The sequence below is a fragment of the Streptomyces sp. NBC_01485 genome (assembly GCF_036227125.1).
Lineage (GTDB): Bacteria > Actinomycetota > Actinomycetes > Streptomycetales > Streptomycetaceae > Streptomyces.
On the sequence record NZ_CP109435.1, the window covers coordinates 1,183,425 to 1,196,748 of the forward strand.

Annotated in this window: 12 protein-coding genes and 1 pseudogene; 6 read left to right on the plus strand and 7 right to left on the minus strand. The window is 74.2% G+C overall.

Going from position 1 to position 13,324, the window contains the following annotated elements; translation table 11 throughout:
• The first annotated feature begins 22 nt into the window (after window positions 1-22).
• Both OG352_RS04930 and OG352_RS04935 read left to right on the plus strand, forming a co-directional pair.
• Window positions 23-817, plus strand: coding sequence for an ATP-grasp domain-containing protein (locus tag OG352_RS04930; protein WP_329214709.1), 795 nt, complete (start codon window positions 23-25; stop codon window positions 815-817).
• A 26-nt stretch (window positions 818-843) separates the two neighbouring features.
• Window positions 844-924 (plus strand): annotated as a pseudogene (locus tag OG352_RS04935) (Lrp/AsnC family transcriptional regulator); the annotation flags it as partial.
• A gap of 31 nt (window positions 925-955) precedes the next feature.
• Here OG352_RS04935 and OG352_RS04940 read toward each other — a convergent pair.
• The 3 genes from OG352_RS04940 to OG352_RS04950 form a co-directional block, all read right to left on the minus strand.
• Window positions 956-3,946, minus strand: a complete 2,991-nt coding sequence (locus OG352_RS04940) for an SMC family ATPase (RefSeq protein ID WP_329214711.1) — start codon at window positions 3,944-3,946, stop codon at window positions 956-958.
• A complete protein-coding gene (locus OG352_RS04945) occupies window positions 3,943-5,106 on the minus strand; it encodes an exonuclease SbcCD subunit D (RefSeq protein WP_329214713.1) in 1,164 nt (387 codons plus the stop codon). Before OG352_RS04945 ends, OG352_RS04940 begins: the two co-directional genes overlap by 4 nt.
• A 128-nt stretch (window positions 5,107-5,234) precedes the next feature.
• Window positions 5,235-5,861: a YigZ family protein gene (locus OG352_RS04950; RefSeq protein ID WP_329214715.1), complete on the minus strand. Its 627-nt coding sequence runs from the start codon at window positions 5,859-5,861 to the stop codon at window positions 5,235-5,237.
• Window positions 5,862-5,915: 54 nt separating this feature from the next.
• Here OG352_RS04950 and OG352_RS04955 point away from each other — a divergent pair, with 54 nt between their 5' ends.
• Window positions 5,916-7,868 (plus strand): amino acid transporter, encoded by a 1,953-nt coding sequence (locus tag OG352_RS04955; RefSeq protein ID WP_329214717.1) that lies wholly within the window; start codon window positions 5,916-5,918, stop codon window positions 7,866-7,868.
• Window positions 7,869-7,875: 7 nt separating this feature from the next.
• Here the strand turns inward: OG352_RS04955 and OG352_RS04960 are convergent, their stop codons facing one another.
• A complete protein-coding gene (locus tag OG352_RS04960) occupies window positions 7,876-8,433 on the minus strand; it encodes a SixA phosphatase family protein (RefSeq protein WP_329214719.1) in 558 nt (185 codons plus the stop codon).
• On the minus strand, window positions 8,430-9,182 hold the full coding sequence (locus OG352_RS04965) for a hypothetical protein (RefSeq protein ID WP_329214721.1): 753 nt from the start codon (window positions 9,180-9,182) through the stop codon (window positions 8,430-8,432). Before OG352_RS04965 ends, OG352_RS04960 begins: the two co-directional genes overlap by 4 nt.
• 184 nt (window positions 9,183-9,366) lie before the next feature.
• On the opposite strand from OG352_RS04965, the gene OG352_RS04970 reads away from it, so the two are divergent.
• Complete coding sequence (locus OG352_RS04970; protein WP_329214723.1) at window positions 9,367-9,783, plus strand: CoA-binding protein; 417 nt, start codon at window positions 9,367-9,369, stop codon at window positions 9,781-9,783.
• A gap of 45 nt (window positions 9,784-9,828) precedes the next feature.
• Window positions 9,829-11,040 (plus strand): 4-hydroxybenzoate 3-monooxygenase, encoded by a 1,212-nt coding sequence (locus OG352_RS04975; protein ID WP_329214725.1) that lies wholly within the window; start codon window positions 9,829-9,831, stop codon window positions 11,038-11,040.
• A gap of 44 nt (window positions 11,041-11,084) precedes the next feature.
• Here OG352_RS04975 and OG352_RS04980 read toward each other — a convergent pair whose 3' ends face one another.
• The gene (locus OG352_RS04980; protein WP_329214727.1) at window positions 11,085-11,444 is read right to left on the minus strand and encodes an ArsR/SmtB family transcription factor; all 360 of its coding nucleotides are present in this window, start codon (window positions 11,442-11,444) and stop codon (window positions 11,085-11,087) included.
• 61 nt (window positions 11,445-11,505) lie between these two features.
• On the opposite strand from OG352_RS04980, the gene OG352_RS04985 reads away from it, so the two are divergent.
• Window positions 11,506-12,603: a cation diffusion facilitator family transporter gene (locus OG352_RS04985; RefSeq protein WP_329214729.1), complete on the plus strand. Its 1,098-nt coding sequence runs from the start codon at window positions 11,506-11,508 to the stop codon at window positions 12,601-12,603.
• Between the two features lie 49 nt (window positions 12,604-12,652).
• Here the strand turns inward: OG352_RS04985 and OG352_RS04990 are convergent, their stop codons facing one another.
• Window positions 12,653-13,228, minus strand: a complete 576-nt coding sequence (locus OG352_RS04990) for an XRE family transcriptional regulator (RefSeq protein ID WP_329214731.1) — start codon at window positions 13,226-13,228, stop codon at window positions 12,653-12,655.
• Between the last annotated feature and the right edge of the window lie 96 nt (window positions 13,229-13,324).

The following is a 13,324-nucleotide window of genomic DNA, read 5'->3' on the forward strand; positions in this document are numbered from 1 at the left end:
CCCGTACGCCACCCTCGACTCCATGAGCACACCCCGGACCCTCTTCCTCTCCCCTCGCGTCACCGCGACCGGCCACGCCCTCGCGGACGCGGCACGGCGGCGCGGGGCGCATGTCGAGACGCTGCGGGAGTGGCGGGTGCCCGAACAATGGCGCGGGGCCGGCGGGGCCTCCCTGTACGCCGGTCCGCTGTTCGCGGACGCCGTGGCGCGGGAGTTGGGGCTCGGTCTGCTGGAGGCACCGGAGGACTGGCTGGCCCGGCTGCCGCGCGGACTCACGCTGCGAGGCATCGAGTTCAGCACCATCGAGGAGGCGCGGCGGCTGCGTCGTCCCGCGTTCGTCAAGCCGCCCAACGACAAGAGCTTCCCGGCCCGCGTCTACCCGGACGGCAGCGGCCTGCCGGGGCCGGACGCCGTCGACGGCACGGAACCTGTGCTGGTCAGCGACATAGTGACGTTCGGCGTGGAGTTCCGGCTGTTCGTGCAGGACGGTGAGGTGCGCACCGGCAGCCGGTACGCGACCCGGGGCCGCCTGGACGTCGCCCCGCTGACGCAGGACCCGCGCCGCGCCGAGGTGCTTGCGTTCGCCGAGCGGCTGACCGGGACGGGGCTGCCGAGCGCCGTCGTGGTGGAGGTCGGCCTGGTCGACGGCTCCGGGTGGGCGGTCGTGGAGGCCAACGCCGCCTGGGCCAGCGGGCATTACGCGTGCGACGCGGACGCCGCGCTGGACGTCGTCCTGCACGCGGCCCGCCCCGAGGGCGAGTTCGGGGCGGCGGACCGCTGTTTTCTGCGTCCGGTGCCGGAGGTCGTGCGGGACTGAACGAGGTGGCGGAGTGGTGGGGCGGCGGGCGGTCCAGCGCGCTGGGTTCGGTCACGACCAGCGTCGTCTACTCCTCTCCGCTCCCCGGGCGCCCGCTCGGCCACTGAGGCAAGTCACTGACGCGGGTCACCGACGCGGTCACTGCCCGCGTTGCCGCACCGCCGACCCCGATCTCCCCTTGACGACCTCCAGTTGCGCGTGGATGCGCCGTCGCAGGTCGGCGACATGGCTGACGATGCCGACGCTGCGGTCGCGTTCCCGCAGGGAGTCGAGGACGTCGAGGACCTCGTCGAGGGTCTGGTCGTCGAGGCTGCCGAACCCCTCGTCGATGAAGAGGGTGTCGAGCCGGACCCCGCCCGCCTCGTCGGTGACGACGTCCGCGAGGCCGAGGGCGAGGGCGAGCGAGGCGAAGAAGGTCTCGCCGCCCGACAGCGTGGCCGTGTCCCGCTCGCGCCCGGTCCAGGCGTCGACGACGTGCAGCCCGAGCCCGCTGCGCCCGCGGCCGGCCCGGTCGTCGGAGTGGACGAGGGTGTAGCGGCCGGACGACATGCGTTGCAGCCGTGCGGTCGCGGCGGCGGCCACCTGTTCGAGGCGGGCCGCCAGGACGTAAGCCTCCAGGCGCATCTTTCGCTCGTTGTCGGCGGAGGTGCCCGCGGTGAGACCGGCCAGGCGGGCCACCCGGTCGTACTCCTCGCGCAGCGGGGCGAGCCGGCGCACGCCGTCGGCCGCGCGCGCGGAGAGCTGGTCGAGTTCGGTGCAGCGGCGGGCGGCGGCGTCCTGGGCGGAGGCCGCCGCGCGCAGGCGTTCGGCCGCGTCGGCCGCCGACCGTTCCGCGCCCGTGAGGTCGGCGGGCGGCTGCTGGGCGGCTGCCGCGGTGTCGGGTTCGGCGAGGACGGCCCGTACGGCGGCCTCCTCGGACTGCCAGGAGTCCAGCCGCCGTTGCAGTTCGCGGTGGGCGGTGTCGTCGAGGAGGGCGTCGGCGGCGGCACGCGGGGTGTCGAAGCCGGCCCGGAACGCGGCCTCGTCGAGGCGTCCGTCGGCCGCCTTGAGGCGCTCGGCGCTCTCCTCGGCGGCGCGGGCGGTGTCGGCCGCGTCGGTGAGCCGTGCCGCCTGCCGCTCCAGTTGCGCGGCCCGCGCGGCGACGCTCTCCGCCGTCCCCCGGGCCTGCGTCAACTCCTCCTCCAGTACGGTCCGTTCGCGCTCCAGGCGCTCGCGGTGGCCGACCCGGGACGCGGCCCGCACCGCGGTCTCGCGCTGCGCGGCCGTACGGCGTTCGTGCTCCTGCTCGGCCTGGCGCAGCTCCTCGCGCGCGGGGTGCAGCGCGGAGGCGTCGCGCCGGTGCCGGGCGTAGGCCTGCTCCAGCTCCTGGGCGTCGGCGGCGAGCCGGTCCGTGGGAGTGTCGCCCGCCTCGGCGGTGGCGGCGAGGGTCTCCCGGACCTGGCCGAGCTTCCGCTCGTCCCCGGTGTGGCGTTCCTCGGCGCGCTGGTACGCGGTGAGGGCCTGTTCCTCGGCCTCGCGGTCGACGTGCCCGGCGACCTTGCGGGCGGGCGCCGGGTGCTCGGTGGCGCCGCAGACGGCGCAGGGTTCGCCGGCGGCGAGGGTGGCGGCCAGTTCGGCGGCGATGCCGTTCAGGCGCTGTTCCTTGAGGTCGAGCCAGTGTGTGCGGGCGGTCTGCGCCTGCTCGGCGGAGGTGAGGGCGGTGCGCTGGGCCGCCTCCAGGTCGCGGGCCAGTTCGTCGCGCCGCCGGGCCGCCGTCAGACGCCGCTGCGCGGGTTCGCGTCGGCCGTCGGCCTGTTCGGCGCGGGTGGCGGCCTCCTGGGCGGACTCGATGCGGGCGTGGAGACCCGCGCGGACGGCGTCCCAGCCCGCGAGCCAGGTCTCGGTCTCGGTCAGGACGTCCTCGTCGTGCCGCTCCTGCCGGTCCAGGTCCGCCCGCTCGGCGACGAGGTCCGCGAGGCGCCGCTCGCCCCGGCGGGCCGACTCCAGGCCGCCCAGCTCCTCGGCGGCCCGGCGGGCGGCGGCGGCGAGCCCGGCGGCCCCGGCGTCCGCGTACCCCTCCGGGAGCAGGGCACGCGCGCGTGCCGCACGTGCGGAGACCCCGGAGTGCTCGGTGTCGGCGGCCTCGCGCAGCTCCAGCGCCGGCGCGACCGCCTCCGCCTTCCGCGCCCGCTCCATGCGCGCCTGCGCCTCCCGATGGGCGCCGGCCCGCTCCTGAAGCAGTGCGGCCCGCTCCCGCGCCTCGGTGAACCGGCGCTGCAGCCGGGCGCGTTCCCGTACGTCCTCCAGGGCGCGTTCGGCGGCGGCCTGTGCGGACTCGGCGGCGAGGCGGCCGCGGTGGGCGGTCGTCAGCAGTTCGCGGGAGGTGCTGCGGGCGACGGCGGCCGCGGTGAGCACCGCCTCGGCCAGCCCCGGCTCGCCCGGGGCCAGCTCGGGCAGCTCCATGGCGTCCCCGGCGACCTGCTGCATCCGGTGCGCGTCGGCGAGCAGCGCCGCGTCGCCCTCACGCACGCGTGCCTCGGTGGTGCGGCGGCGCTCGGCGAGCCGTTTCTCGACCTCGGCGAACCGCTGGGTGTCGAAGAGCCGGCCCAGCAGCCGGCCGCGTGCCTCGGCGTCGGCGCGCAGGAAGCGCGCGAAGTCGCCCTGGGGCAACAGCACGACCTGACAGAACTGCTCGCGGCTCATGCCGAGCAGTTGGGTGATCTCCTCGCCGATCTCCTGGTGGGAGCGGCTGCGATCCCGCCAGGCGGCGGCCACGGCGTCGTACTCGCGCAGCCGGCTCTGGGCCTTGTCGACCGTGGTGCCGGGCCTGTTGCCCTTCTTGGGCCGCTGCCAGGGCGGCTGCCGGGTGATCTCCAGCCGGCGGCCCGCGACGGTGAGTTCGAGGGTGACCTCGGTGCGGGTGCCGGGCGCGGCGTGGTCGCTGCGCAGGGTCAGGCCCTGGCCGCTCTGCCGGGCGCCGGGCACGGAGCCGTACAGGGCGTAGCAGACGGCGTCCAGGATCGAGGTCTTGCCTGCGCCCGTCGGCCCGTGCAGCAGGAAGAGCCCGGCGGCGGACAGCTCGTCGAAGTCGACGCTCTGGGCGCCGCCGAAGGGGCCGAAGGCCGTCAGGTCGAGCCGGTGCAGCCTCACCGCGCCACCTCCCGTACCGCGTCGTCCGCGCGCACCGCGTCGAAGGCGTCCCGCAGCACGCCCTGCTCGCGGGCGTCGGGCCCCGCCCCGCGCACGTGCGCCACGAAGTCCTCGGCGATCTCCTGGTCGTCGCGGTCGGCGAGGCGCCGGGCGTACGACACGTCCGGGTCGTCGGGGGCGCGCTCGGGGGCGAAGGCGAGGCTGAGGGTGTGCGGGAAGCGCTCGGTGAGCCGGGCCATGGGGTCGGCCGGGCGGACGGCGTCGGTGAGCGTCGCCTCGACCCACGCCTCCTCGTGCCGGGCGAGCGCGGGATCGGCGAGCAGCTCCGCCAGGGTGCCCCGGATCCGGGCCAGCGCGCGCGGCACCGGGCAGTCGATCCGCTCGGCGGTGACCTCCCCGCCGGCGCCGAGGTCCACGAGCCACATGGTCTTGCGGTGCGCGCTCTCCGAGAAGGAGTACGGCAGCGGGGAGCCGGAGTAGCGGACGCGCTCGGTGATCGTCTGGCAGCCGTGCAGGTGCCCGAGTGCCGTGTAGTCGACGCCGTCGAAGACCCCGGCGGGCACCGAGGCGACCCCGCCGACGGTGATGTCCCGCTCGCTGTCGCTGGGTTCGCCGCCGGTGACGAAGGCATGGGCGAGGACGACGGAACGCGTCCCCCGCGCGCGGGCGGCGAGGTCGGCGCGGACGCGGTCCATGGCGGCGGCGAGCACGGCCTCGTGTCCGGCCCGCTCCACGCCGAACTCGTCCTTCACCAGGGCGGGTTCGAGATAGGGCAGGCCGTAGAAGGCGACGTCGCCGAAGGCGTCCTGGAGGATCACCGGTGTCCCGGCCGCCGTCGGGTCCGTCCGCAGGTGGATGCCCGCGCGCCCGATGAGGCCCGCGCCGACGCCGAGGCGGCGGGCCGAGTCGTGGTTGCCGGAGATCATCACCGTGGGCACGCCGAGGTCGGCGAGGCGGTGCAGGGCGTCGTCGAAGAGTTCCACCGCGGCGAGCGGGGGCACCGCGCGGTCGTACACGTCTCCCGACACGAGCACCGCGTCGACCTCGCGCTCGCGCACGGTCGTGACGAGGTGACCGATGTACTCGGCCTGGGCGCCGAGCATGTTCACCCGGTGGAACGCCCGGCCGAGATGCCAGTCGGACGTGTGCAGGAGCCTCATGATCCCGAGACTAACGGCCGGGTCTGACAGCACGGGCGGTTACTCCCGTATCGCACCGTCACGACAGCCACCACAAAGGGGCGTTACGGACATTCCCCCCACTTGCCTGCTGGCTGCGGCGCGCGTCGCTACGCGTCCCCGTACGCCTCGCCGCCCAGTTCGAAGCCCGCCGTGCCCGCCGTCGCGTCCGCGAGCCAGGCGCGGAAGGCGTCGACGTCGGCGTCCGGGATGCCGATCTCGATGGTGACCGCCTCGCCGTAGCGGACGTCCCGTACCTCGCGACCGGTCGAGTGGAGGTCGTTCTGCACCTTGCCCGCGCGCTGGTGGTCCACGGTCAGCGTGGCCAGGCGGAAGCGGCGGCGGGTGAGGGTGCCGAAGGTGTCGAGGGCCTCGCCGACCGCGCCGCCGTACGCCCGGATGAGGCCGCCGGCGCCGAGTTTGACGCCGCCGTAGTAGCGGGTGACGACGGCGACGACGTACCGCATGTCGCGGCGCAGCAGCATCTGGAGCATCGGGACGCCCGCGGTGCCGCCGGGTTCGCCGTCGTCGCTCGCCTTCTGGACGGAGGCGTCGGCGCCGATGACGTACGCCCAGCAGTTGTGGGAGGCGTCGGCGTGCTCCTTGCGGACGGACGCGACGAAGTCCTGGGCCTCCCGCTCGGTGGCCGCCGGGGCGAGGGCGCACAGGAAGCGGGAGCGGTTGACCTCGGTCTCGTGCACGCGCGCGTGGGCGACCGTGCGGTACTCGTCCTGCATCCGGTCAGCCTATGCGGTGGTGCGGGGGCCGCCGTACGGGGTAGTCAAGGTCCGGTGAAGGAGCAGAGCGCGGGTGCGCGGTCGGCGCGGTGGCGGGCCTGGCTGCTGGAGGGGCTGAGCGAGCAGACCGCCCGTCATCCCGGCCCGCACGCCACCCCGGCCCCGGAGCAGGAGGGCCACCGGTGGTGGCGGGTGATGTGTCTGACCGGCGTGGACTACTTCTCCACGCTCGGCTACCAGCCCGGCATCGCCGCGCTCGCGGCCGGGCTGCTGTCGCCGCTCGCCACGCTCGTGCTGATCGCGCTGACGCTGCTGGGGGCGCTGCCGGTGTACCGGCGGGTGGCGCACGAGAGCCCGCACGGCGAGGGGTCGATCGCCATGCTGGAGCGGCTGCTGTCGTGGTGGTCGGGGAAGATCCTGGTGCTGGTGCTGCTGGGGTTCGCGGCCACCGACTTCATGATCACGATCACGCTGTCGGCCGCGGACGCCGCCGCGCACGTGGTGGAGAACCCCTTCGCCCCGGAGTGGATTCACGGCGGCAACGAGTGGATCACCCTGGTGCTGGTCGGCGCGCTCGGCGCGGTGTTCCTGAAGGGCTTCCGGGAGGCCATCGGCATCGCGGTGCCCCTGGTGGCGGTCTATCTGGCGCTCAACCTGGTCGTGCTCGCCGTCTCCGCCCAGGAGATCCTCACGCACCCCGCGCGGATCGCCGACTGGACCGACGCGCTGACCGCCGAGCACTCCTCGCCGTGGGTCATGCTCGGCGTGGCCCTGGTGGTGTTCCCGAAGCTGGCGCTCGGCATGTCCGGCTTCGAGACGGGCGTGGCGGTGATGCCGCAGGTCAAGGGCGACGCGACGGACACGTACGCGGAGCCGCGCGGGCGGATCAGGGACACCCGCAGGCTGCTCACCACGGCCGCGCTGATCATGAGCTGCTTTCTGCTGCTGTCCAGTCTGGCGACGACGATCCTCATCCCTCAGGATGACTTCGACAGCGGCGGCCCGGCGAACGGCCGGGCGCTGGCGTATCTCGCGCACGAGCACCTGGGGCAGGCCTTCGGCACGGTCTACGACGTCTCCACGATCGCCATCCTGTGGTTCGCGGGCGCCTCCGCGCTCGCCGGTCTGCTGAACCTCGTCCCGCGCTATCTGCCCCGCTACGGCATGGCCCCGGAGTGGGCCCGCGCGGTGCGCCCGCTCGTCCTGGTGTTCATGACGACCGCCGTCCTCATCACCCTGTGGTTCCACGCGAACGTCGACGCCCAGAGCGGCGCCTACGCGACCGGGGTGCTGGTGCTGATGCTGTCGGCGGCGTTCGCGTCCACGGTCGCCGTGCACCGGCGCCGCCACCGGCGGGCCACGCTCGGCTTCGGCGCGATCACGGCCGTCTTCGCCTACACGCTCGTCGCGAACGTCATCGAGCGGCCGGACGGCATCAGGATCGCGGGGATCTTCATCTTCGCCATCCTGGTCACGTCGTTCGGTTCACGGGTGCACCGGGCCTTCGAGCTGCGCGCGGCGGAGGTGACGTTCGACGAGGCGGCTGCCCGGTTCGTCGACGAGGCCGCGCACCGCGGACCCCTCCAGCTCATCGCGAACGAGCCGCGGGAACACAGCACGCGCGCGTACCGCGCCAAGGAGGGGGAGCAGCGCGAGCACACCCCGATCCCCGGCGGCGGCCCGGTGCTGTTCCTGGAGGTGCTGCTGCGGGACTCCTCCGACTTCACGGCGGACATCGCCGTGCACGGCGACAAGAAGCACGGGGTGCGCCGGCTGCGCGTCTCGGGTCCGACCGTCCCCAACGCCGTCGCCGCCGTCCTGCTGGCGCTGCGCGACCGCACGGGCGAGGTCCCGCACGCCTACTTCAGCTGGACCGAGGGCAACCCGGTGAGCCATCTGATCCGCTTCCTCGTCTTCGGCGACGGCGAGGTCGCCCCGGTCACCCGCGAGGTTCTGCGCCGCGCGGAGCCCGACCCGGCGCGGCGCCCGCGCGTGCACGTCGGCTAGCCGCGGGTCAGACGTCGCCGTCGTGCGGCTTCGCGCCTCTCGGGACGGTCATCAAGGTCAGCAGGGCCGTGCCCGGGGTCAGGGCGCGCCAGTCGGGGCCGTGCCAGGCCAGGACGGCGACGGCCGACGTCGGGAACTTCAGCCGCACCTCGTCCAGGGCGTCGCCGAGGCCCTCCCCCGCCAGGTCGAGGACCAGCTCCTCCAGGCCGGGGTTGTGCCCGACCAGCAGCAGCGTCCCGACCTCGGCGGGCGTCTCGTGCACGACGTCCAGCAGCTCGGGCACGTCGGCCCCGTACAGCCGCGGGTCGAAGCGCACCGGCGCCGGGCCGGCCCACTGGGCGGCGGCCAGTTCCCAGGTGCGGCGGGCGCGGACGGCGGTGGAGCACAGGGCGAGGTCCGGCACGCAGCCGGCCGCGGCGAGCGCGCGGCCCGCGGCCGGTGCGTCCCGGTGGCCGCGCGGGGCGAGCGGCCGGTCGTGGTCGGGGACGCCGTCCGGCCAGGCCGACTTGGCGTGCCGCAAAACCACCAGCCGGCGCGGCGCTGTCCCGCCGCCGGGCCCGGTCACGCCGGGGCTCCCAGGTCGCGGGTGAGTTCGAGGCCGAGGAGACGGTCGGCGTAGGCGTAGGTCTCGAAGCGGGCGCCGTCGGGCAGCTCGGGCCCGGCGTCCGCCACCGACCGCAGGACCCCCAGCACCGCCGGCATGTCCAGGTCGTCCTCCCAGGCGGCGCGCAGCCGCCCGCGCAGCTCGTCGGGCACCGGCCGCGAGGGACGTCGCGCCCAGTCGGCGACGGCCCGACGCCAGCGGACGAGCGTGTCGTGGGCCTCGCCCAGGACGGCCGCGTCGAGCCGGACGGGCTCGGTGCGGGGCGTGGCGAGGAGGGCGAGGCGCAGGACGGCGGGGTCGGGGGCCGGGGCGGCGTCCGTGCCCGGCGGTCCCCCGGGCACGATCCCCTCCGCCGGCGCGACGGCGACCCGTACCCCGTCGGGGGCCGGGCCGTCCTCCCCCACCACGTGCAGGATCTGTGCCTCGCCCAGTCCGGCGCCGGCGCCGAGGTCGCGGCCGTCCTCGAAGGGGTGCATGCCAAGGGCGGTGGCGCCCGCCCGGAGTTCCGCCTGTTCTCGTTCGCCGGTGAGCACGGCCCAGACGGGCGTGCCGCCGAGTTCCAGCGCGCGGAAGAGGAGGTCGGCGACGAGCAGGACACGGAGCGAGCCGGGGCCGTACCCCGAGGCATGTGCCTCGACACGGGTCAGGCCCCGCCGGACGGGGGCGGCGACGACGGGCTCGCCGGTTCGGGCGTCGATGATGCGCAGCACGAGCCCGAGCGTAGGCGGCTGGCGGACGATTCGCAGGCAAGCCGCCCGGAATCAGGGGCCGGCGCAGTCTGTTGCAGTGGAGGACAGTCCCGAGGACCGCCCCGGGAACACCCCTGGGAACAGCTCCTGCCCGACCCCATGACCTGTCCGACCACATGTCCTGTCCGACCCAAGGAGGCCGCCGGTGTACGGCGACGAGGCAACGATCCGCAAGATCCTCACCGGACTCGGTGACACCTGGGCTGTGGTGGGCCTGTCGACGAACCGCGGGCGCGCGGCGTACGGCGTCGCCGAGGTGCTGCGGCGTTTCGGCAAGCGGGTCGTCCCCGTCCACCCGAAGGCGGAGACGGTGCACGGGGAGCAGGGGTACGCCTCCCTCGCCGACATCCCCTTCGAGGTGGACGTCGTCGACGTCTTCGTCAACAGCGACCTCGCGGGCGCCGTCGCCGACGAGGCGGTCGCCAAGGGCGCGAAGGCGGTGTGGTTCCAGTTGGACGTCGTCGACGAGGCGGCCTACGACCGTACGCGCGCCGCCGGCCTGGAGATGGTCATGGACCGCTGCCCGGCGATCGAGATTCCCCGGCTGGGCCGGAACTCCTGACCGGCACCCCTAAGGGGAGATCACGGGGCCGCTCATACTGTTCGCGTGACCACCAACTCCCCTTCCCTCCCGCACACCCCGGTCGTCGTCGTGGGCGCGGGTCCCGCAGGCCTCACGGTCGGCAACATCCTGCGGGCCGCGTCCGTCGACTGTCTCGTCCTGGACACGGAGAGCCGTGAGTTCATCGAGCGGCGGCCACGCGCCGGCGTCATCGAGGAGTGGGCCGTCTGCGCGCTGCGTCAACGGGGCCTGGCCGACAACCTGTTGGAGCGGGCCGAGCGGCATTCGGCCTGCGAGTTCCGCTTCGCCGGTGAGCAGTACCGCTTCTCCTACACGGAACTGACGGGGCATCACCACTGGGTGTACCCGCAGCCGTTGCTGGTGACGGACCTCGTGCACGAGTACGTCGACGTGCGCGGCGGCGACGCCCGCTTCTCTGTGCGCGACGTCGAGCTGCACGACGTCGACACGGCGCTGCCGTCGGTGTCGTACACCGACCCGGAGACAGGTGAACGGCAGTTGCTCACCTGCGACTTCATCGTCGGCGCGGACGGGGCTCGCGGGGTCAGCCGGGCCGCGCTGGTGCCGGAGCGGGCGCGGATCGCACGGCACGACTACGGCATCGGCTGGCTGGCGCTGCTCGCCGAGGCGCCCCCGTCGTCCGACTGCGTCCTTTTCGGCGTCCATCCGAACGGCTTCGCCGGGCACATGGCCCGCAGTCCCGAGATGACCCGGTACTACCTCCAGTGTCCGCCCGGCGACGACCCGGAGAACTGGTCCGACGACCGGATCTGGTCCGAGCTGCACGAACGCCTCGCGGGCGGCCCGGACGCCACGCCGCTCACCGAGGGACGGCTGATCGAGAAGCGCGTGCTGGACATGCACGACTACGTGGTCGAGCCGATGACGTACGGGCGGCTCTTCCTGGCCGGGGACTCGGCCCACCTCGTCGCGCCCATCGCCGCGAAGGGCATGAACCTCGCCCTGCACGACGCGTTCCTGCTGGGCGACGCGCTGGTCGCCTACCTGGACGGCGGTGACGGCGACGGCCTGGACGGCTACTCGGAGGCGTGTCTGCGCCGGGTGTGGGACTACCAGGAGTTCTCGCAGTGGCTGTCGGACGTCTACCACGGGACCGCCGCCGGGGACCCGTTCCGCGCGGGCACGACCTTCGCCCGCCTGCGCCGCCTGTTCACCTCGCCCACCGCGGCGGCGGCCTTCGCGGAGCAGTACCTCGGGATGGCCGAGCACTACTGACCCGGACTACCGCCCTGGACCACTGACCTGGACCACTGGACTGGCTAGTCGTGCAGCGGCTCGTCCCCGAGGCGGTGGTCGGCCACGTTCAGCGCCTCGTCCACCAGGCGGCGCAGATGGCCGTCGGCGAGCGAGTAGACCACCCGGCGGCCCTCCTTGCGGGTGTGCACGAGCCCGGCCAGCCGCAGCCGCGCCAGGTGCTGGCTGACCGCCGGCCGGGCCGCCCCGCAGGCTTCCGTCAGCGTCGTCACATCGGCCTCGCCGGCGGCGAGCGCGTGCAGCAAGGTGAGCCGGGTGCGGTCGCCGAGCAGGGCGAGAAGTTCGGCGGCGAGGGCGAACTGCTCCTCGCCGGGCGTGCGCGGATGCGCATGGTGCGCAGGTGACAGGTGCATGCGTGCGCTCATACGCACATAATGGCTCCGTGGACGGACGCGCGTCCACCCCGGCGCAGCGGAAGGGACCGATGTGAGCGAGCAGCACGAGCACGGCCACCATCACGACCACGGTCGCGAACACCCGCATCCCCATCCTCAGGGCCACGCGCATCCCCACGCCCACACGCATGCGCGCACCCCCGGGAAACTGCGCCACCGGCTCTCCCACCTCCTCTCCCCGCACTCCCACGAGACCGCCGACAAGCTGGACCCGGCGCTGGAGTCCTCGGCCCGGGGCATGCGCGCGCTCTGGGTCTCGCTGGCGGTGCTGGGCGTGACGGCCGTCGCGCAGGCGTTCGTGGTCGCGGCGTCCGGGTCGGTGGCACTGCTCGGCGACACGGTGCACAACGCGGCGGACGCGCTGACGGCCGTACCCCTGGGGATCGCCTTCGTGCTGGGCCGACGGGCCGCCACGCGCCGCTTCACCTACGGCTACGGGCGGGCGGAGGACCTGGCGGGCATCGCGATCGTGCTGACGATCGCCGCGTCGGCGGCCTTCGCGGGGTGGACGGCCGTCGAGCGGCTGCTCGACCCGCGCCCCGTCGAGCACCTCGGCGCGGTCGCCGTGGCCGCGCTGGCCGGTTTCGCGGGCAACGAGTGGGTCGCGCGGTACCGCATCCGGGTCGGCCGTTCGATCGGCTCGGCGGCGCTGGTCGCGGACGGGCTGCACGCGCGCACGGACGGGTTCACCTCGCTGGCGGTGCTGCTGGGCGCGGGCGGCTCGGCGCTGGGGTGGCAACTCGCGGACCCGGTCGTGGGGTTGGCGATCACCGCCGCGATCGTGCTGGTGCTGCGGGACGCGGCGCGGGAGGTGTTCCGGCGGGTGCTGGACGCCGTCGACCCGGCCCTGGTCGACCGGGCCGAACGGGCGCTGCGCGAGGTCGAAGGAGTGTGCGGAGTAGGCGAGTTGCGGCTGCGCTGGATCGGCCACCGGCTGCGGGCCGAGGTGGCGGTCGTCGTGGACGGCGAGGTGACGGTACGTCAGGCGCACCGGATCACCGTGGACGCCGAACACGCCCTGCTGCACGCGGTACCCCGCCTGACGGCCGCCCTGGTCCACGCGGACCCGGCACCGTCACCGGGCGAGACCGACCCGCATCTGCCGCTGGCCCATCACGCGGTGGCCTAGACGGCGCGCCTGCCGGCCACCACCAGCGGCGGTGTCTCAGGGAAGGGTCTCAGTGGGCGGGTGGCGGTACCGACACGGTCAGCACCATCTCCATCGGGACCTCGCCCCGATTGCCGTACCTGTGCGCGGCGTTGGCCTCGAACGTGACGCTCGCGCCGGCCGGGACGCGGTACTCGGCGCCGTCGACGGTGAGGGTGAGTTCACCGGCGGTGACGTGGGCGATCTCGACCGTGCCCGTCGGGTGCGGGTCCGAGCCGCTGCTCTCGCCGGGCATGAGCCGCCAGTCCCACATCTCCAGCGGGCCCGGCGCCTCCGTGCCCGCGAGGAGCCGGCTGTAGCTGCCCTCGTCGGTGTGCCACAGCCGTACCGCCTGCTCGGCGGGGACGATGCGGACCTTCGGGCCCTGTTCGTAGTCGAGGAGGGTGGTGACGCTGATGCCGAGCGCGTCACCGATCTTGACGACCGTGCCGATGCTCGGGTTGGTGCGGGCCTGCTCGATCTGGATGAGCATCCCGCGACTGACACCCGCCCGGGCGGCGAGCACATCCAGCGTGAAGCCGCGCACCGCACGCCAGTGCTTGACGTTGCGCGCCAGGGACTGGGTCAGAAGTTCGAGGTCCGACACGTTCCGTCCACTTCGGGAGTTCGGGAGTACAAGAGAGCCAGGCCGTTCAGGGGTTCAATATTCTGGATGTCAGGATTCACTTTCCTGTACTACGGT